This is a genomic window from Herbaspirillum sp. FG34 (assembly GCF_057809315.1).
The window spans coordinates 125,051-143,336 of the sequence record NZ_JBMDJS010000004.1; the positions used below are offsets into that span (position 1 = coordinate 125,051).

Sequence of the window (18,286 nt, forward strand, 5' to 3'; positions counted from 1 at the left end):
CCGTCGCGGGCATCAGAGGCTCTTTTCCTGATGGCGAAGGTGTTTCAATGCCGCGCGTACAACGCCAGGAAGCGTCGCAGCAGCCCGGCCGATTGCGGCGTCTCGCTGACCTTCTCGCACAGCGCCTGTGCATCGATGCCGCAGCCACGGTAGATATCGGCGTAGTAATGCAGATGGGCGCGCACGAACTCGGGCGAGAACTCGGGATGGAACTGCGTCGAATAGACGTTGTGCTTGTGCTTGATGACGTGGTGCGGGTCCATCGGCGAGCGGGCCATGACGATGGCGTCCTTGGGCGGACGCAGCACCGACTGCATGTGCAGCATGTGGGCCGGGAATTCGTCCGGCAGCACGCCCAGCAACTCATCCTGGCGACAGCATTCCAGCGTCCTCACGTGCATGGTGCCGGCGGCGCGGCCGGCCGGGTTGTAGCCGACTTCGCCGCCAAAGGCATGGGTCAGCAACTGGTGGCCATAACAGATGCCGAACATGGGCGTGTCCAGTTCGGCAGCGTCGCGAATCCATTCGGCAGTGCGCTCGCTCCAGTCTTCCTTGTCAGTCACCATGGCCGGTGAACCGGTAATGAAAACCGCGCGGTAACTGCGCGGGCAGGACGGGCGCTCGCCTTCATAGACGGTCACCACTTCGATCTCGGTACGGCACAGACCGGCAGCGCAGCCTATCTGGTCGACATAGCCACCATAGTTGGTCTTGAGGGAAGGATTGGCATCTCCGGTGCGAATGATCAGGACTGGGGCAGGCATAAAAACTGGGTCGTATTCAGGGCAAGTCTCGCATCGGAAGCACTCCTCGTGGAAATACCCCCTGCGATGCTTTTCGAATGTCGACTGGAGAAAGCGACAACTTGTACGGCAGCCGTTTGTTTCCGAAACGGCGCAACATGACGTGCGGATGACAGGAATTTCATCTCGACAGCACAAAAGCTGCATGTTCCCACACGGTGGAAAGCTGACGAAACGCCAACGGACGATGGAAGAATTGAAGCGGATTCCCCGGTGCCGGCTCCCTGTTGCATCCCGCTCGAATGCAGCGCCGGTGTCCATGATGAAACAAAAAAGGCCGCTGGAAAAGCGGCCTGTGTAAATTTTTTAGCAAATTGTGGCGGTCATGCCGACAACTCCCCGTGCCGGGGCAGCACAGCGCACCGATTCACGATCCCGGTGCGCTCCTTGCACTGACTGCCCCACGGCGGGCCGTGCGATTAGCTCACTTGGCGCTCACTTGGCAGCATCATCCGCGCTCACCGCAGCAGCCCCCTTGAGCAGCTTGGTCTTGGCCTTCTCGCGCAGGTAGTCCAGGTAGCCCAGGGCATCCTGCTGCGACAAGGCGGCGGTGATCTGCTCCTGTTCGGCCTTGCGACGTGCGGTGTCGACGGTCTTGGGCTGTTCCACCTTGCTGATACGGTAGATCTGGTAGCCCAGGCCGCGCGTCTCGGCGCCCACGTAGACCGGCAGCTTGGCGGTATCGGCCTTCATGACGGCGTTGAAGGCTTCCTGGGTCCAGCCGTCGGACTTCACGCGGGACACCACCTTGGGCTCGCTGAAGCCGCTGGCATCATCCTTGGCCTGCAGCTGGGCCAGGCGTTCCTGGCCCGCCTTCACTGCCAGGGATTGCTCTTCGGCAGCCACCACGTCCTTCTGCACCTCCGCCTTGACTTCCTCGAACGGGCGCTTGGACACCGGCTTGTAGCTGGTCATGCGCGCGGCCACCAGGGTGTTGGGAGCGGTCTGCACGGCTTCAGTGTTGTGCTTGCCCTTGATCACGTCGTCGGTGAACAGTGCGGTAAGGAACTTGGCATTGTTGTAGGGTGCCGCACCGGCTGCCGGGTTGGGCAGGCGAGTCACGCCGGAGGCGGTCTGGATTTTCAGCTTGAGCTTGTCGGAGACGGCTTTGAGGCTGTCGGCGTTTTCATAGACCAGGTTGTTGAACTGGTCGGCCATGTCCGAATACTTCTTGGCGGCGATCTGCTTCTTGATGTCGGCACCGATCTCGGCCTTGACCGATTCCAGCGGCTTGACCGACGCCGGCTTGATGCCGGTCACCTCGATGACGTGATAGCCGAAGTCGGACTCCACCGGATCGCTGATCTCGCCCTGCTTCAGGCTGAAGGCGGCATCGGCGAAGGGTTTGACCATGGCGTCGCGGCTGAAGTAACCGAGGTCGCCACCGTTGGCGGCCGAGCCGGGGTCCTGCGAATTGGCCTTGGCCAGCTTGGCAAAGTCACCCGGATTCTTGCGCAGCTGCGCCACCAGAGCATCGGCCTTGCTCTTGGCGGCAGCCTTGTCGGCCGCCGAGGCATCCTTCTTGACGGTGATCAGGATGTGGCTGGCGCGACGCTGTTCTTCGGTGGCGTACTGCTTCTGGTTCTGCTCGTAGTAGGACTTGATATCGTCATCGGTGACAGTGGCCTGGGCAGCCACGGCCGCCGCATCCAGGACCACGTACTCGATGTCGGCCTGTTCCGGGGTCTCGAAACGGGCGGTGTTCTTGTCGTAGTAGGCCTTGAGCATGTCGTCGGTCACCTTGACCTGGCTGGCGTAGCTGTCCGGCTTGAAGTTGAGCATCTGGACGGTACGTTCCTGATCGTTCAGGTTGGACAGGTTCTCGGCCACGGTCCTGGGCGCGAAAGCGGTGCTCTGGATGGCGGCATTCAACTGCTGCACGGCCATTTCGCGGCGCAGGCCGGCTTCGTAGGACTTCTGGGTCATGCCCTGCGCGGCCAGCAGCACGCGGTACTGCTCATTGTCGAAGGTCCCGTCCGGTTTGGTCAGGCCGGGAATCTGCAGGATGCTTTGCTGCAGTACCTGGTCCGGCACCACCAGCTTGCTGGCCACCACCTCGGCGCCCAGGGCGCGCTGGGCGATCAGGTTGTCGAGGATGGCGCGGCGCGCCTGCGGGCTATCGAAGATCTTGCTGTCGAACTGATTGCCATACACCTGGCGCATGCGTTCGAGCTGCTGGCGATGCGCGGCATCCCACTCTTCCTTGGTGATGGTCTGGCCGGCCACCTTGGCCACGCCGCTGTCGTCGGTCAGGCGGCTGTAACCCTCCAGGCCGAAGAAGGCGAACGACGGGAAGATGAACAGCAGCAGCAGGAACTGCATCAGGCGCTGGTGAGTACGAATGAAATCAAACATGTATAGCCAATCAATAAACGATCTGGTCAATGAAGGACAGCGGGGATCAGCGAAGACTGCCGCTGGCGCGCGCCGATAAGAAAAAAGGCGAACTCGCGTTCGCCCTGATCCGGCGCAGGCCCGTCAGGCCCGGGAGACACAACGCACACCGTCATGCTCGCGCGACATTATACACATGCCAATGCCGGCAGGCATCTTTGCCGGGAACCGCTATCGGTCCATCTGGGCCAGCGCCACGCTGCGCAACTGGAAACGGCCATCGTTGTTGAACAGCCAGCTCTCCGAGAGTTCGATACGGCCCTGCTTGAGCAGCGCCGGTGGCGGCTTGGGAAAGGGCGCCGCGGTTTTCAGGCTGCCCAGGGCGCTGGCCTCGGCGTGCTTGTCGCGGTTGCTGCGCAGGATCTCGCTCCTGACCAGGTTTCCCTCACCATCCACCACGTACTTGATGACGATCACCGAGCGCAGCAAGGCTTGCGGGCGCTCTATGTAGACACTGGTGAAATTGACCTGGGAAATGCGCCTGGCCAGGTCGACCTTGTAGCCCTCCACGGTGGTGGCGGTGGAGGTAGCGTCTTCAGTGGTCTTCTTCTGCTCGATCAGGGCGCGTGCCAGTGCGTCACGCTCCTGCTGGGTGCTCTCCGGCGCCGAGCAGGCCGCCAGCATGGCGGCCACGCCCACGCCTGACATCGCCAGCCGCATCCCGGGTCGCCGCCCGGGCTTGCCGTTTTTGTTCATTTGCTCCTCCAAAGGACTGAATAATCTTGCTTCACCCGCCGTATGGCGTCAATGAAGGATCTGACGAAATTTGGACAGTCATTTCCGCCGCGGATTCCCCCGCCGCGAGAGCCCGAAGGCCGATCCATAGCTTCAATCTATAGCAAGGATTCCAGTCCGCTATCACAGCAGGGGGTGTCATCCAGCAGTCATATTAGGCCCGTACCATCCGCTTGCCTTTGAACGGGTCGGCCCGTCAGGCGCAAGCCCGCATGGGCGCTGCGTTTGGGCAAACCCACGAGCCAGCCAGATACCTTCCGAGATGATGCCCACACCCTCTTGCGCCGCCGCCCTCGCGATGCCGGTTTGTCCGCCTGATGATGCCGATGCCGGCGAGCGTTTCCTGTCGGTACGCGGTATCGAAAAACGCTTCGGGGCCTTTACCGCGCTGGACGGGGTGTCGCTGGAAGTGCACCGGGGAGAGATGGTCTGCCTGCTGGGCCCGTCGGGCTGCGGCAAGACCACCCTGCTGCGCACCATCGCCGGGCTGGAGCGCCAGGACGCCGGCCAGCTCGTGGCCGCCGGTCGGGACATTTCCGGTCTGCCGCCACAATCGCGCGATTACGGCATTCTGTTCCAGTCCTATGCCCTGTTTCCGAATCTGACCGTGGCCGACAACGTCGCCTATGGCCTACGCAATATGAAGCGCCAGGCACGCCAGGCGCGCGTCACGGAGATGCTGGCCATGGTCGGCCTGGACGGCAGTCAGTCCAAGTATCCCGGCCAGCTATCCGGCGGCCAGCAGCAGCGCGTGGCTCTGGCGCGTGCGCTGGCGCCGTCGCCTTCACTGCTGTTGCTCGATGAACCGCTTTCGGCACTGGATGCGCAGGTACGCGAACACCTGCAACTGGAAATCCGCCGCCTGCAAAAGCAGTTCCGCATCACCACCCTCATGGTCACGCATGACCAGGAAGAAGCGATGGTCATGGCCGACCGCATCGCCGTCATGCAGCACGGGCGCATCGAGCAGTTCGGCACGCCCGCCGAGATCTACCGCCGTCCGGCCACACCTTTCGTGGCGGACTTCATCGGTCATGCCAACTGGCTGCCGTTTTCGCGCATCTCGGGGTCGCAGGTCACCGTGGGGGCCTTGCGCCTCGAAGTGCGTCCCGAAGAAGCGGAGCTGCAAAGCGGCCGCCTGTTCTGCCGCCCCGAGGCCGTGGAACTGTTCGCCACCGAAGACTGTGCCAACCGCTTCCGGGCGCGTGTGGTCGATCGCATCTATCTCGGGCACCGCTACCGCCTGGCCTTGTCAGCGGATGCGCTGCCGGGCCAGACCCTGCTGGCCGACGTCAGCGGCGATTCGCACGAGCGCCTGACCGCCCTGTCGGCACACGACGGTCTGTGGGTGGCCTTGCCGCGCCAGGCACTGCGGGTCTTTGCCTGAGCCGCAACATTCATGACGATGCAATCCTCCCTGCCCCCTGCCCGCTCACTGACTGCCATGGCGCTCGACCAGACCCAGCCCGCCACGGCACAGCCCGGCCGCGCCGGCACCGACCGCAGCCAGTGGCTGCCGGGCGCACTGAAATGGCTCTTGCTGGTGCTGCTGTCGCTTGGTCTGGGCGGCCCCCTGTTGTTCATCCTGGCACAGGCTGTCCTTACGCCCGAGGGCAACTGGGCCGGTATCCAGCCCTTCGTGGCCCTGTTTGCCAATATCAATTTCCTGCCGCTGCTGGGACGCAGCCTGTGGGTCTCGGCAGTCACTGCCGTGGTCACGGTGCCGCTGGCCTATGTGTTCGCCTACGCCCTGCAGCGCAGCTGCATTCCCTGCAAGGGCCTGTGGCGCGGCATCGGCCTGTTGCCGCTGCTGGCGCCGTCGCTGTTGCCGGGCATCGCGCTGATCTACCTGTTCGGTAATCAGGGACTGTTCAAGGAATGGATGGATGGCAGCATCTACGGCTTCTGGGGCATCCTGCTGGGTGAAGTGTTCTACACCTTCCCGCATGCCATGATGATCCTGCTGTCGGCGCTGTCGCAGGCCGACGGTCGCCTCTACGATGCGGCCCATGCCATGGGCGCCTCGCGCTGGCGCGTCTTCACCACGGTCACCCTGCCGACCACGCGCTATGGCATCTTTGGTGCGCTGTGTCTGGTCTTCACGCTCACCATCACCGACTTCGGCGTGCCCAAGATCACCGGTGGCGCCTACAGCGTGCTGGCCGTGGAAGCCTACAAGGCCGTGGTCGGGCAGCAGCAGTTCGGGCGCGGTGCGCTGATCGGCTTGCTGCTGCTGGTGCCGGCCCTGTTGACCTTCGCCCTGGACGCCTGGCTGCAGCGCCGCCAGCGCGCCACCATGAGCAGCCGCTCGGAAGCCTACATACCGCGTCCCGACTGGCGCCGCGATGGCCTGAACCTGCTGGCGGTGGCGCTCATCGCTGCGGCCATCCTGATGATGATCGTGGTCGCCATGGGTGCGTCGGTGGTCAAGCTGTGGCCCTACAACCTGCAGCTGACCTGGCAGCACTACGACTTCGACAACATGGATGGCGGCGGCTGGCTGGCCTACTGGAACAGTCTGAGACTGGCCTGCGGCACCAGCGTGGCTGGCACCGTGGTCATCTTCACCGGTGCCTGGCTGATGGAAAAGACGCGCGGCCAGCGCTGGCTCTCGCCCCTGCTGCGCATGCTGTGCTTCCTGCCCATGGCCGTGCCCGGCCTGGTGCTGGGCCTGGGCAGCCTGCTCTTCTTCAACCATCCGGCCAATCCGTTCAACTTCCTCTACGGGACGATGACACTGCTGGTGCTGTGCTGCATCGTGCACTTTTACACCACGGCGCACCTGAGCGCCGTCACCGCCCTCAAGCAGCTCGATCCGGAATTCGAGGCCGCCTCGCTGTCGCTGAAGGTGCCACTGCTGCAGACCTTCCTGCGCGTGACCGTACCGCTGTGCCTGCCGCAGATGCTGGAGATCTTCCGCTACCTGTTCGTGTCCTCGATGACCACGGTATCGGCGGTGATCTTCCTGTATCGCCCCGATACGGTGCTGGCCTCGGTGGCGGTACTCAACATGGATGATGCCGGCGACGTCGGTCCGGCGGCGGCCATGTCCACGCTCATCCTGCTGAGCTCGGCGCTGGCCTCGCTGCTCATGCACCTGGCCGGCAGCGGCTGGCTGGCGCGGGCCCAGGCCTGGCGCCGGGGCCGCGCCCACTGAACCGGACTGACTACGCCACGATTTCCCCACCTAGCGTCCCCGACGCGTTTTCAACCCAGCCATTCACAGACGAAGGCCATCATGAAAAAAACCAAGCTGTTTTCCCTGCTCGCATCGCTGATCGGCGCCGGCATGCTGTTCTCGGCCCAGGCCCACGCCGCCACCACGCTGACCGTCTACACCGCCCTCGAAGCCGACCAGATCAAGGCTTACCAGGCCGCGTTCCAGAAGGCCAATCCGGACATCGAGATCAAGTGGGTGCGCGACTCCACCGGCATCGTCACGGCCAAGCTGCTGGCCGAGAAGGCCAACCCGCAGGCCGACGTGATCTGGGGCCTGGCCGCCACCAGCCTGGCCCTGCTGGACAAGGAAGGCATGTTGACGCCCTACGCCCCGCACGGCCTCTCGGCCATCGATGCCAAGTACCGCAGCGCCGCCAATCCGCCGGCCTGGGTCGGCATGGACGTGTGGGCTTCGGCGATCTGCTTCAATACCGTGGAAGCGCAAAAGCAGGGCTTGCCCAAGCCGACCTCCTGGGCTGACCTGACCAAGCCGGTCTATGCCGGCAAGATCGTGATGCCCAATCCGGCTTCTTCGGGGACCGGCTACCTGGATGTCTCGGCCTGGCTGCAGATGATGGGTGAAGAAAAAGGCTGGGCCTACATGGACGCCCTGCACAAGAACATCGGCCAGTACACCCACTCCGGCTCCAAGCCCTGCAAGCAGGCCGCGACAGGTGAATTCCCCATCGGTATCGCCTTCGAGTACCGCGCCGTCAAGACCAAGAAGGAAGGCGCCCCGATCGACGTGATCCTGCCCTCCGAAGGTCTGGGCTGGGATATCGAAGCCACCGCCATCGTCAAGGGTACCAAGAACCTGGAAGCGGCCAAGAAGCTGGCCGACTTCTCGGCCAGCAAGGATGCCATGGCTCAGTATGAAAAGAACTTCGCCGTGGTCGCCGTTCCCGGCGTGGCCAAGCCGGATGCACTGCTGCCGGCCGACTATGAGAAGCGCCTGATCAAGAACGACTTCACCTGGGCCAGCACCAACCGCGACCGCATCCTGACCGAGTGGAGCAAGCGTTACGAAAGCAAGTCCGAGAAGAAGCAGTAAGACCAGAGCCAGTCGGCAACACCTCACCGTCACGGTGGCGCGTTCGCGCGTCACCGTGACGGTGCCAGGAGAGGATCGCAGGACGCCGCCAGAGTGTCCCCGCACAACAGGCAACACGACATCTCGCAACTGACTCCGATGGAGCAATCTCCCATGACCAATTCCCTCTCAGAACACGATCCGCAGCACTTCGACCTGGCCGTGGTCGGCTCGGGCATCCTCGGCCTGGCCCACGCCTACGCCGCCGTCAAGCGCGGACTCAAGGTGGCCGTCTTCGAACGCACCGGTACGCCCCTGGGCGCTTCCGTGCGCAATTTCGGCATGGGCCTGGTGACCGGCCAGCCGCCGGGCATCATGCTGGACCTGGCCCGCGAAAGCCGCGCCCTGTGGCTGCATCTGTCCACCCGCGCCCATTTCAGCGCCCGTGAAGCCGGCACCCTGCTGTTTGCCCGCAGCCAGGCCGAGCATGACGTGCTACTGGAATTCATGACCGTGCGAGCGCGCCAGTACGATTACCGTGCCAGCCTGCTCGAAGGCGACAAACTCAACACCCTCTACAACGGGCGCTTCCGCCATCACCGCTCGGCCCTGCATGGCACCGAAGACCTGCAACTCTATTCGCGTGAAGCCATGCCGGCGCTGGTGGCCTACCTGCACTCGCAGGGCGTGCATTTCCGCTTCAATACGCTGGTCCATGGCACCGCCGACGGACGTCTGTCGACCACCGCCGGGGAGTTTCACGCCGAACGCGTGGTGGTGTGCTCGGGCCACGATTACCAGACCCTCTTCGCCGACCGCCTGCAGCCGATGAACCTGAAGCAGTGCCGTCTGCAGATGCTGCGTCTGAAGACCGAGGAGCCGCTGCCGCTGACCCATGCGGTGCTGACCGGCCTGTCCTGCACGCACTATGGCGCCTTCTCGGACCTGCCGAGCGCGCGCGCGGTGCATGCCGAGATCGAGGCCAACGCCCCGCTGCTCAACAAGCACGGCATCCACCTGCTGGTCAGCCCGACGCCCTACCAGGAGCTCATCGTCGGCGATTCGCACCACTACGGCACCGATGCTCCCCCCTTCAACAGCGAAGAAGTCGATGAACTGCTGCTGGGTCTGGTGGAGCACACCCTGGCCACCCGCGTGAAGGTGATCGAGCGCTGGCAGGGTGTCTATGGCAGCAAGGGGCCTGGCCCCTTCTCGGCGCTGGCCATCGACGACCACACCTCGGTGGTGCTGATGCACACCGGTATCGGCATGAGCGTGGGACTGGGACTGGGCGAGCGTGTGGTCAAGGCGCTGCTGGAAGGTGAGGCCCTGCCCTCGCCGAGCGCGCAAGCCACGCCGGCCACCGCACCGGCCTGACGTCGCTGTCCCCGGCTGACAGGGCGATTTGCATCTGCAGCGCCCTGTCACCGCCGTCACGACCGGCTTTCTGGCCGGTCAGGCATGCCGCTGACCCGCATGCCTGGCAAGATGCTTCACTTTCTCTTACTCATTGCTGACAGAAAATCTTTTTTGACCACCCCTCCCCAAAAGGCGAGCCCCCGACCGCAATCGCTGCGACGCAATATCCCCTGACACCCCGCAAGGTCTTGCCGGAAGGGCTTTGCGCTGCTGCATCGCAACTAGAAACCGGCTTGCTGCGCTGTAAGCTTGTGTAAGTTTGGAGCAAGTCCTGCGTAAGTTTGGCGTCGCACACTCGCCGCATGGACAAGTGGGTCCTTACGCAGGCAATGCGAAGTCAATATCGCGGTTTGTGTTAGACGGGGAAGCGAGGGGAGGCGATTCTTCATGCTCTGCATGCTCTGTTCTCCGGTGCGTTCCTGCATAACGCCCCATTCGGCCATCTGCTGCATTGTTGCCCCGAGTACCTGGCTGCATTCCATGTAGTAGCACACTCATTAAAACCAAGGAGACAAACATGACCACAGCATCAGTCAACACGACTGCGCGCGGCATCACCCCGGAGGAGAAGAAAGTCATCTTCGCCTCCTCGCTAGGCACCGTTTTCGAATGGTATGACTTTTACCTGTACGGTTCGCTGGCGGCCATCATCGCCAAGCAATTCTTCGCCGGCACCGATCCCAACACTGCCTTCATCTTCGCCCTGCTGGCCTTCGCCGCCGGTTTCATCGTGCGTCCGTTCGGCGCGCTGGTGTTCGGTCGCCTGGGTGACCTGGTCGGCCGCAAGTACACCTTCCTGGTGACCATCCTGATCATGGGTGCCTCGACCTTCATCGTCGGTGTGCTGCCCAACTACAACTCCATCGGCATCACCGCCCCGATCATCCTGATCATCCTGCGCATCCTGCAGGGCCTGGCGCTGGGTGGCGAATACGGCGGTGCGGCCACCTATGTGGCCGAGCACGCACCGGAAGGCCGCCGCGGCGCCTTTACCGCCTGGATCCAGACCACTGCCACGATGGGCCTGTTCCTGTCGCTGCTGGTGATCCTGGGCGTGCGTACCGCGGTGGGTGAAGCCGCCTTCGCCGACTGGGGCTGGCGCATTCCCTTCCTGGTTTCCATCCTGCTGTTGGCCATCTCGGTGTGGATCCGCATGTCCATGAACGAGTCGCCGGCCTTCCTGAAGATGAAGGCCGAGGGCAAGACCTCCAAGGCACCGCTGACCGAAGCCTTCGGCCAGTGGAAGAACCTGAAGCTGGTCATCCTGGCACTGGTCGGCCTGACCGCCGGTCAAGCCGTGGTGTGGTACACCGGCCAGTTCTATGCCCTGTTCTTCCTGACCCAGACCCTGAAGGTGGATGGCCCGACGGCCAATATCCTGATTGCCGTGGCTCTGCTGCTGGCCACGCCCTTCTTCCTGTTCTTCGGTTCGCTGTCGGACAAGATCGGCCGCAAGCCCATCATCCTGGGTGGCTGCCTGATCGCCGCGGTGACCTACTTCCCGATCTTCAACGGCCTGACCCACTTCGCCAACCCGGCGCTGGAAGCCGCACTGCAAAAGTCCCCGGTGATCGTCACCGCTGACCCGGCCAGCTGCCAGTTCCAGTTCAACCCGACCGGCACCAAGAAGTTCACCTCCTCCTGCGACATCGTCAAGGCCAAGCTGTCGGCGGCTTCGGTGAACTACCAGAACGTGGCCGGCGCACCGGGTTCGGTGGCCACCGTCAAGATCGGCGAGCGCATCATCACTTCATATGATGCGGCTGGCCTGTCCAAGGAAGAAGCGGCTGCCAAGGACAAGCAACTGTCCAAGGAACTGGCCGATGACATCAAGGCCGCCGGCTACCCGGCCAAGGCCGATCCGGAGCAGATGAACAAGCCCATGGTCCTGCTGCTGCTGTTCATCCTGGTGCTCTACGTGACCATGGTGTACGGCCCGATCGCGGCTTGCCTGGTGGAGATGTTCCCGACCCGCATCCGCTACACCTCCATGTCCATGCCCTACCACATCGGCAACGGCTGGTTCGGCGGCCTGCTGCCCACCACCTCCTTCGCGCTGGTGGCCTTCAAGGGCGACATCTACTACGGTCTGTGGTATCCGATCGTGATCTCGGTCATCACCGTGGTGATCGGCCTGCTGTTCGTGAAGGAAACCGTGCACAACAACATTCACCAATGATGCAATGATGATCTGATGCGCGTCCCTTTGGCCGACCTGGCTGAGGGACGTCGCAGGATAGGCAAGACGGCCGGACGCAATGAAGATTGCGTCCGGTTTTTTATTGCTGACGGGTGGGGCGCTGTGCGGGGCTCAGCGCATGCGCATGTAAAAAATTAGCCTTCCAGAAGAGACAGCGTAGCGCCGCCCTCGTCGTCTTGTTCCTCGTCATCGTCGTTGTAATTGAACTCGACCTTGCTCTGCACGACGATTTCATCCATGACACTCTGAAGCCCGCCCGACTCCACCACGGCATCAAAAGCTGTCATCAGGTCTTTGACGTTGATGATCTCTTCCACGGCCTTCATGTAGGTCTCCACGATCGCCTCGATCCTGTATTTGGCCAAGGCCTGCTGGCGAATAGCTGTTCGAATCTGCTCGGCGCTCTCGACCGACTTCACGACGAAGCTGATCGGGAAGCGCTGCACCTTGTCGATATCGAGGAAGTATTTGTTGACATCGATGGTTTCCGTCACCTGAAAGAATCGTCCCAGGGGCTTCATGACGAAGTCAATTCCGCCGTCATTGGCATTGGTGCGACCCGTCTTGTAGAGCACGAGAGCGGTCTTGGCAACCGTCTCCTCTGTCTCACCAATCCAAATGGTTTCCTGCCCGTACTTGGCTTTGAGAATTGCGTAGCTGACTATCTCAAAGACGCGCGCATCAACGTTCGACGCAAGCTGCTGCACAACGAATGCGATGGCCTTCTCCGGGGCCTGCTTGCCCAGCTCCGCGATTTGCCGGCAGGTTTCCAGGAACCCTTCAAAGGCGGCACGCTTGGCCTCCACGTAGGCATTGATGATCTCGATCACCGCTGGGGCAATGTTGTAGATGTGGTCCTTGCCATCTTTATGGCGGACAGCGACTTGCAGCAAGTCTTCCTGGATCCAGTAGCGCTGGGTCGCCACGTCCCGAACGATAGGAGGCTTGCCGACAGAAGGGTAGAATTTCTTGAACTCGTCATTCAGGCGCGAATTGAGTGCATGATTCTGCAGCTTGGCGCCGAAAGGCAACTCGCGCTGGCGCCGGAACAAATCAGAAAAGCGAGCTCCCTCGTACTTCGCGTAGGACAGGCCAGCATTTTCCTTGGCGTAGCCCTTCTGGATGTAATCTTCAACGACGACGTAGAGCGCATAGTGATTGGCGAACGCGCCTCTGGCCTTCGATCCGCGGTTGGCTGCCCTGGTCTTGTTGTTCAGATAGCCCAGAATTGGGCTGCTCATGAAAACATCGAGGGCATAGTCTCCAAAGTGCTTCTTCAGCACGGCGAGGAGGGTCGGGGTGAAAGCGTGATGGGCACTGTCAAAGCTTGGCATCGAATAGCCCCCCCTGCTCCTGCGCACCTGCCCCGCCTCTTGCCCCGTTGCCGTTCTTGCGAACGTAGGTCTTGTCCGGAGCCGCCAAGGTTTCTCCATTGAGCTGGGTCGCTATGCCAAGCCTGCGCAGGCCGATCTTCACGTAATCGGTCTGCAGCTCGATACCAACGGAGCGCCGGCCCAGACGTTGCGCGACGGCGCATGTTGTAAACGTCCCGCCGAACGGGTCGAGAACCATGTCGCCAGGGTTGGAGCTGGCCTTGATGATGCGTTCAAGGAGCGCCTCCGGCTTCTGGCTCGGGTGCTCTTCGTATTCCGGCATACGGTACCGCACACGCGGCAGGTACCATGTATTGCCTGGCACTTTCGTCGTCTTGTAGGGGCTTGGGACCTCTTTGCGATAGTCCATGAGCTTTCGCACTGCCCCTGTCCGCGCTTCGACTTCAATGTCGGCCGCATTGAACGTGTAGGATTTCGCATCCTTGACGCAATAAAGAATCGGCTCATAGAGCGAGCCGAAAAATTTCTTCGCCTGCACTCCTGAGCTGTCGTAATGCCAGACGATGCGAGACAGTATGCTCATCCGTTGACGCAGCCACAGGTCAAGATAGGGCATCGCCTGTGTGCTGCTCATGACATACAGGCTCCCGCTGGGCTTGAGCTTGCGGATGCAGGCTTCAAGCCACCGATAGCACCACTCGGCATAGGCGAGGTCAGAAGGCCAGGCGTCCCTGAACTCACCGAACTTCTTGCCGATGTTGTAGGGCGGATCAGCAAAAATGAGGTCGACCGACGCATCTGGAATGCTGTCCAGAGCCTCAAGGCAGTCGCCATGAAAGACGGTGGTGACCTCGCCTTCGTATTTGTTTACCAACCCCGTACTCCTTGTAAGATTCGCCCGCACGGTCTGCATTGACGCGCATGCTGACCTGCCGTGAAAAGTCTTGCTTGCCGCTGCCAGCGCCAGCCAGCCCATCTCATTGAATGCCAGACCGAACAAGAAAAAGCCCGTGAAATCACAGGCTTGGGTGTTGTTTTCTGCCGATCAATGCCGGCAGTTTCCAGACATCAGGTCACTCCCACTCAATGGTCGCCGGTGGCTTCCCCGAAATGTCATAGACCACCCGGTTCAAGCCCCGCACCTCATTGATGATGCGGTTGGACACGCGGCCCAGCAGCTCATGCGGCAGATGCGCCCAGTGCGCGGTCATGAAGTCCTGGGTCTGTACGGCACGCAAGGCCACCACGTATTCGTAGGTACGACCATCACCCATGACCCCAACCGACTTCACCGGCAGGAACACGGCAAAGGCCTGGCTGGTCTTCTCGTACCAGGTCTGGCCATCCTCATCCTTCGTATTGCGCAGTTCTTCGATGAAGATCGCATCGGCACGACGCAGCAGGTCGGCGTATTCCTTCTTCACTTCACCCAGGATACGCACGCCCAGGCCAGGGCCGGGGAACGGATGGCGATACACCATCTCCGGCGGCAGACCCAGCGCCACGCCCAGTTCGCGTACTTCGTCCTTGAACAGTTCGCGCAGCGGTTCCAGCAGCTTCAGGTTCAGCGTTTCCGGCAGGCCGCCGACATTGTGGTGGCTCTTGATGGTGTGGGCGGTCTTCTTGCCCTTGCCGGCGCTTTCGATCACGTCCGGATAGATAGTGCCCTGGGCCAGCCACTTGGCGCTGGTCAGCTTGGCCGATTCGGCCTGGAACACTTCCACGAACTCGCGGCCGATGATCTTGCGCTTGGCTTCCGGATCGGTCACGCCCGCCAGATGGCCCATGAACTGTGCGGTGGCGTCCACATGGATCACCTTCACGCCCAGGTTCTTGGCAAACATCTCCATGACCATCTTGCCTTCGTCCAGGCGCAGCAGGCCGTGGTCGACGAACACACAGGTCAGTTGGTCACCGATGGCGCGATGGATCAGCGCTGCCGCCACGCTGCTGTCCACACCGCCAGACAGGCCCAGGATGACTTCATCGCTGCCCACCTGCTGGCGGATCATCTCGACGGCTTCGGCGATGTAGTCCGGCATGTTCCAGTCCGACTGGCAGCCGCAGATCTCGTGCACGAAGCGGGCCAGCATCGCCTTGCCCTGCACGGTGTGGGTCACTTCCGGGTGGAACTGCACACCGTAGAAACGACGCTCCTCGTCGGCCATGCCGGCGATCGGACAGTTGCCGGTGGAAGCCATCAGCTTGAAGCCGGCCGGCATGTCATTGACCTTGTCGCCATGGCTCATCCAGACCTTCAGCATGCCGTGACCTTGCGCATTGGTGAAGTCACTGATGTTGTCCAGCAGCTTGGTGTGGCCGTGGGCGCGCACTTCGGCGTAACCGAATTCGCGCAGGTGGCCGTTCTCGACCTTGCCGCCCAGTTGCTCGGCCATGGTCTGCATGCCGTAGCAGATGCCCAGCACCGGCACGCCCAGTTCGAAGACCGCTTGCGGCGCACGCGGGGTGTCGCCTTCGGTAACGCTGTTGGGGCCGCCGGAGAGGATGACGCCGGCCGCGCCGTAGTTGCGCACGAACTCGTCGGTCACGTCATGCGGGAATACCTCGGAAAACACACCGGCTTCGCGCACGCGGCGAGCGATGAGCTGGGTCACCTGGGAACCGAAGTCGAGGATCAGGATTTTCGAATGCGAATGCGTGGACATGGGCAGTGAGGTCTGGCTACGTTAAAAATGGACTTCTGAAAAGATCAACAGCCCGACAGCCTGGCACGGGGCCGGTGGACTGTCGGGCTGTGGCCGCATCGAAAATTACTCGGCGCGGTAGTTCGGGGCTTCCTTGGTGATCTGCACGTCATGGACATGCGATTCACGCATGCCGGCCGCGGTGATCTCGACGAACTCGGCGCGCTCGCGGAAGTCGTCGATGGAGCCACAACCGCAGTAACCCATGGAGGAGCGCACACCGCCCACCAGTTGATACAGGATCGCGACCACCGAGCCCTTGTAGGCGACGCGGCCTTCAATGCCTTCCGGCACGAACTTGTCGGCGGTGTTGTCGCCGTCCTGGAAGTAGCGATCGGCCGAACCGTCGGCCATCGCACCCAGAGAACCCATGCCGCGATACGACTTGTAGCTGCGGCCCTGGTACAGGATCACTTCGCCCGGGGCCTCTTCGGTACCGGCGAACATGCTGCCCATCATCACGGCCGAAGCGCCGGCGGCCAGCGCCTTGGCGACGTCGCCCGAGAAGCGGATGCCGCCGTCAGCGATCACCGGCACGCCAGTGCCCTTCAAGGCTTCGGCGACGTTGGCGATGGCCGAGATCTGCGGCACGCCGACACCGGCGACGATACGGGTGGTGCAGATGGAGCCGGGGCCGATACCGACCTTGACGGCATCGGCACCATGCTCGACCAGGGCCTTGGCAGCGGCGGCGGTAGCGATGTTGCCGCCGATGACTTCCACGTGCGGGAACTTGGTCTTGACCCACTTGACGCGGTTGAGCACGCCAGCGGAGTGGCCGTGGGCAGTATCGACCACGATCACGTCCACACCGGCGGCGACCAGCAGCTCGATGCGCTCGTCATTGTCCGGGCCCACGCCGACGGCAGCGCCCACGCGCAGCTTGCCGTGTTCGTCCTTGCAGGCGAAGGGGTGTTCGGTGGATTTCTCGATGTCCTTGACGGTGATCAGGCCGCGCAGCTCAAACGCATCGTTGACCACCATCACGCGCTCCAGGCGGTGCTTGTTCATCAGGCGCTTGGCTTCTTCGGGATCGGCGCTGGAGCCGTTTTCCTTGACGTAGACCAGCTTCTCGCGCGGGGTCATCTTGGCGCGGACTTCCGCGTCCAGTTCTTCTTCGAAACGCAGGTCGCGGTTGGTGATGATGCCCACCAGCGCCTTGCCTTCCACCACCGGGAAACCGGAGATGCCATGCTGCTTGGACAGCGCGATGACGTCACGGATCTTCATGGTGGGGGGGATGGTGATCGGATCGCGGACCACGCCGGATTCGAAACGCTTGACCTTGGAAACCTCGCGCGCCTGTTCCTTGGGCGTCAGGTTCTTGTGGATGATGCCGATGCCGCCCTCTTGCGCCATCGCAATGGCCAGGCGAGCTTCAGTGACGGTGTCCATCGCCGCCGAGACCAGCGGAATGTTCAGCGAAATGTTGCGCGTCAGGCGCGTGGTCAGGGAAGTGTCTTTGGGGAGGATGTCCGAGAAAGCCGGAACGAGCAGCACATCATCGAACGTGAGTGCTTTTTGGAGAAGACGCATAGTGTTTCCTATAGGCGCAAAAGCGAATTATACAGAAAAGCTGATCGCGCGTCTTGCTCTACTTGCGTTTTGCCCTCCGGGCGTCGTAAAAATGCCGGAAGGCTGGAATTGGGGCCAGGACGACACAGGCGCCGCTCATGGGCGGTCGGCTTGCTCCCGGTGCGCGGCACGGCGGCGGCGCGACTGCTTGGGGTCCGCAATCAGCGGCCGGTAGATCTCGATGCGGTCGCGTGCGCGCAGGGGCGTATCCATGGTCTTGAGCTTGCCGAAGATACCGACCTTGCACACTGCCAGGTCGATGGCCGGCTGCTCGCGCAGCAGGCCGCTCTCCAGGATGGCTTGCTGGATCGTGCAACCCGGCGCCACCCGCAAGTCTTTCAGAATCTGCAGTCCGGGCGCGGCGTAGCAGAGCTGGACTTGCAAAAAGGCATCGTCAGCCATATATCTGTTCGGCGCGTTTGCAGAAGGAATCGACGAAGCTGTTGGCGATCATGCTGAAGACCGGCCCGATCACTCCCTCCAGGATGCGGCTGGAAAATTCATATTCCATGTCGAATTCGATCTTGCAGGCATCCTCGCGCAGCGGTTTGAAGGTCCAGCGGCCTTCGAAATGCTTGAACGGGCCTTCCACCAGGCGCATGGTCATGCTGGTGGGGGGCACGTTGGTATTCTGGGTGCTGAAGGATTGCTTCAAGCCGTGATAATTGATCTTGATCTTGGCCGTGAGACTCTGCTCACTGCGTTCAGACACCTCGACACCGCCACACCAGGGCAGGAATTCAGGGTAGTCCTCAACCTTGTCGACCAGGTTGAACATCTGCTGCGCGCTATAGTTGATCAGAACGGTTTTGTGTACGACTGCCATCGAGGGTGATCCGTTTGATAAAATCGCAAAGGCACAATTTTAACCG

14 protein-coding genes are annotated in these 18,286 nt (G+C 62.1%); 5 read left to right on the forward strand and 9 right to left on the reverse strand.

Annotated features, from left to right (window positions below; all coding sequences use genetic code 11):
• Positions 1-44: 44 nt before the first annotated feature.
• The 3 genes from ACODSZ_RS06740 to ACODSZ_RS06750 all read right to left on the reverse strand — a co-directional run bounded on the left by ACODSZ_RS06740 (position 45) and on the right by ACODSZ_RS06750 (position 3,857).
• Positions 45-764: a glutamine amidotransferase gene (locus ACODSZ_RS06740; RefSeq protein ID WP_008328552.1), complete on the reverse strand. Its 720-nt coding sequence runs from the start codon at positions 762-764 to the stop codon at positions 45-47.
• A gap of 474 nt (positions 765-1,238) precedes the next feature.
• Positions 1,239-3,158 (reverse strand): SurA N-terminal domain-containing protein, encoded by a 1,920-nt coding sequence (locus ACODSZ_RS06745; RefSeq protein ID WP_488927304.1) that lies wholly within the window; start codon positions 3,156-3,158, stop codon positions 1,239-1,241.
• A gap of 210 nt (positions 3,159-3,368) precedes the next feature.
• A complete protein-coding gene (locus ACODSZ_RS06750) occupies positions 3,369-3,857 on the reverse strand; it encodes a hypothetical protein (protein ID WP_008328549.1) in 489 nt (162 codons plus the stop codon).
• Positions 3,858-4,230: 373 nt separating this feature from the next.
• Here ACODSZ_RS06750 and ACODSZ_RS06755 point away from each other — a divergent pair, with 373 nt between their 5' ends.
• From ACODSZ_RS06755 to ACODSZ_RS06775, 5 genes are all read left to right on the forward strand, one after another.
• Entirely contained in the window at positions 4,231-5,319 is a 1,089-nt protein-coding gene (locus ACODSZ_RS06755; protein WP_175342612.1) for a putative 2-aminoethylphosphonate ABC transporter ATP-binding protein, read from the forward strand.
• Positions 5,320-5,331: 12 nt separating this feature from the next.
• On the forward strand, positions 5,332-7,089 hold the full coding sequence (locus tag ACODSZ_RS06760) for a putative 2-aminoethylphosphonate ABC transporter permease subunit (protein ID WP_488927305.1): 1,758 nt from the start codon (positions 5,332-5,334) through the stop codon (positions 7,087-7,089).
• Positions 7,090-7,170: 81 nt separating this feature from the next.
• Complete coding sequence (locus tag ACODSZ_RS06765) at positions 7,171-8,202, forward strand: putative 2-aminoethylphosphonate ABC transporter substrate-binding protein (RefSeq protein ID WP_488927306.1); 1,032 nt, start codon at positions 7,171-7,173, stop codon at positions 8,200-8,202.
• A gap of 153 nt (positions 8,203-8,355) precedes the next feature.
• The gene (locus tag ACODSZ_RS06770; RefSeq protein ID WP_008328543.1) at positions 8,356-9,558 is read left to right on the forward strand and encodes a TIGR03364 family FAD-dependent oxidoreductase; all 1,203 of its coding nucleotides are present in this window, start codon (positions 8,356-8,358) and stop codon (positions 9,556-9,558) included.
• Positions 9,559-10,117: 559 nt separating this feature from the next.
• Positions 10,118-11,779 (forward strand): MFS transporter, encoded by a 1,662-nt coding sequence (locus tag ACODSZ_RS06775; protein ID WP_175342533.1) that lies wholly within the window; start codon positions 10,118-10,120, stop codon positions 11,777-11,779.
• Positions 11,780-11,934: 155 nt separating this feature from the next.
• Here the strand turns inward: ACODSZ_RS06775 and ACODSZ_RS06780 are convergent, their stop codons facing one another.
• From ACODSZ_RS06780 to ACODSZ_RS06805, 6 genes are all read right to left on the reverse strand, one after another.
• Positions 11,935-13,134, reverse strand: coding sequence for a restriction endonuclease (locus ACODSZ_RS06780; RefSeq protein ID WP_488927307.1), 1,200 nt, complete (start codon positions 13,132-13,134; stop codon positions 11,935-11,937).
• Entirely contained in the window at positions 13,121-14,134 is a 1,014-nt protein-coding gene (gene yhdJ, locus ACODSZ_RS06785) for an adenine-specific DNA-methyltransferase (RefSeq protein ID WP_237713539.1), read from the reverse strand. The genes ACODSZ_RS06780 and yhdJ overlap by 14 nt, the downstream gene beginning before the upstream one ends.
• A gap of 73 nt (positions 14,135-14,207) precedes the next feature.
• On the reverse strand, positions 14,208-15,800 hold the full coding sequence (gene guaA / locus ACODSZ_RS06790; protein WP_008328528.1) for a glutamine-hydrolyzing GMP synthase: 1,593 nt from the start codon (positions 15,798-15,800) through the stop codon (positions 14,208-14,210).
• A gap of 105 nt (positions 15,801-15,905) precedes the next feature.
• Positions 15,906-17,375 carry an IMP dehydrogenase gene (gene guaB / locus ACODSZ_RS06795; RefSeq protein WP_008328526.1) on the reverse strand — a complete coding sequence of 490 codons (1,470 nt, stop codon included), beginning with the start codon at positions 17,373-17,375 and terminating at the stop codon, positions 15,906-15,908.
• A 135-nt stretch (positions 17,376-17,510) separates the two neighbouring features.
• Positions 17,511-17,816, reverse strand: coding sequence for an RnfH family protein (locus ACODSZ_RS06800; protein ID WP_175342529.1), 306 nt, complete (start codon positions 17,814-17,816; stop codon positions 17,511-17,513).
• Positions 17,809-18,240 carry a type II toxin-antitoxin system RatA family toxin gene (locus ACODSZ_RS06805; protein WP_488927308.1) on the reverse strand — a complete coding sequence of 144 codons (432 nt, stop codon included), beginning with the start codon at positions 18,238-18,240 and terminating at the stop codon, positions 17,809-17,811. The genes ACODSZ_RS06800 and ACODSZ_RS06805 overlap by 8 nt, the downstream gene beginning before the upstream one ends.
• Positions 18,241-18,286: the final 46 nt, after the last annotated feature.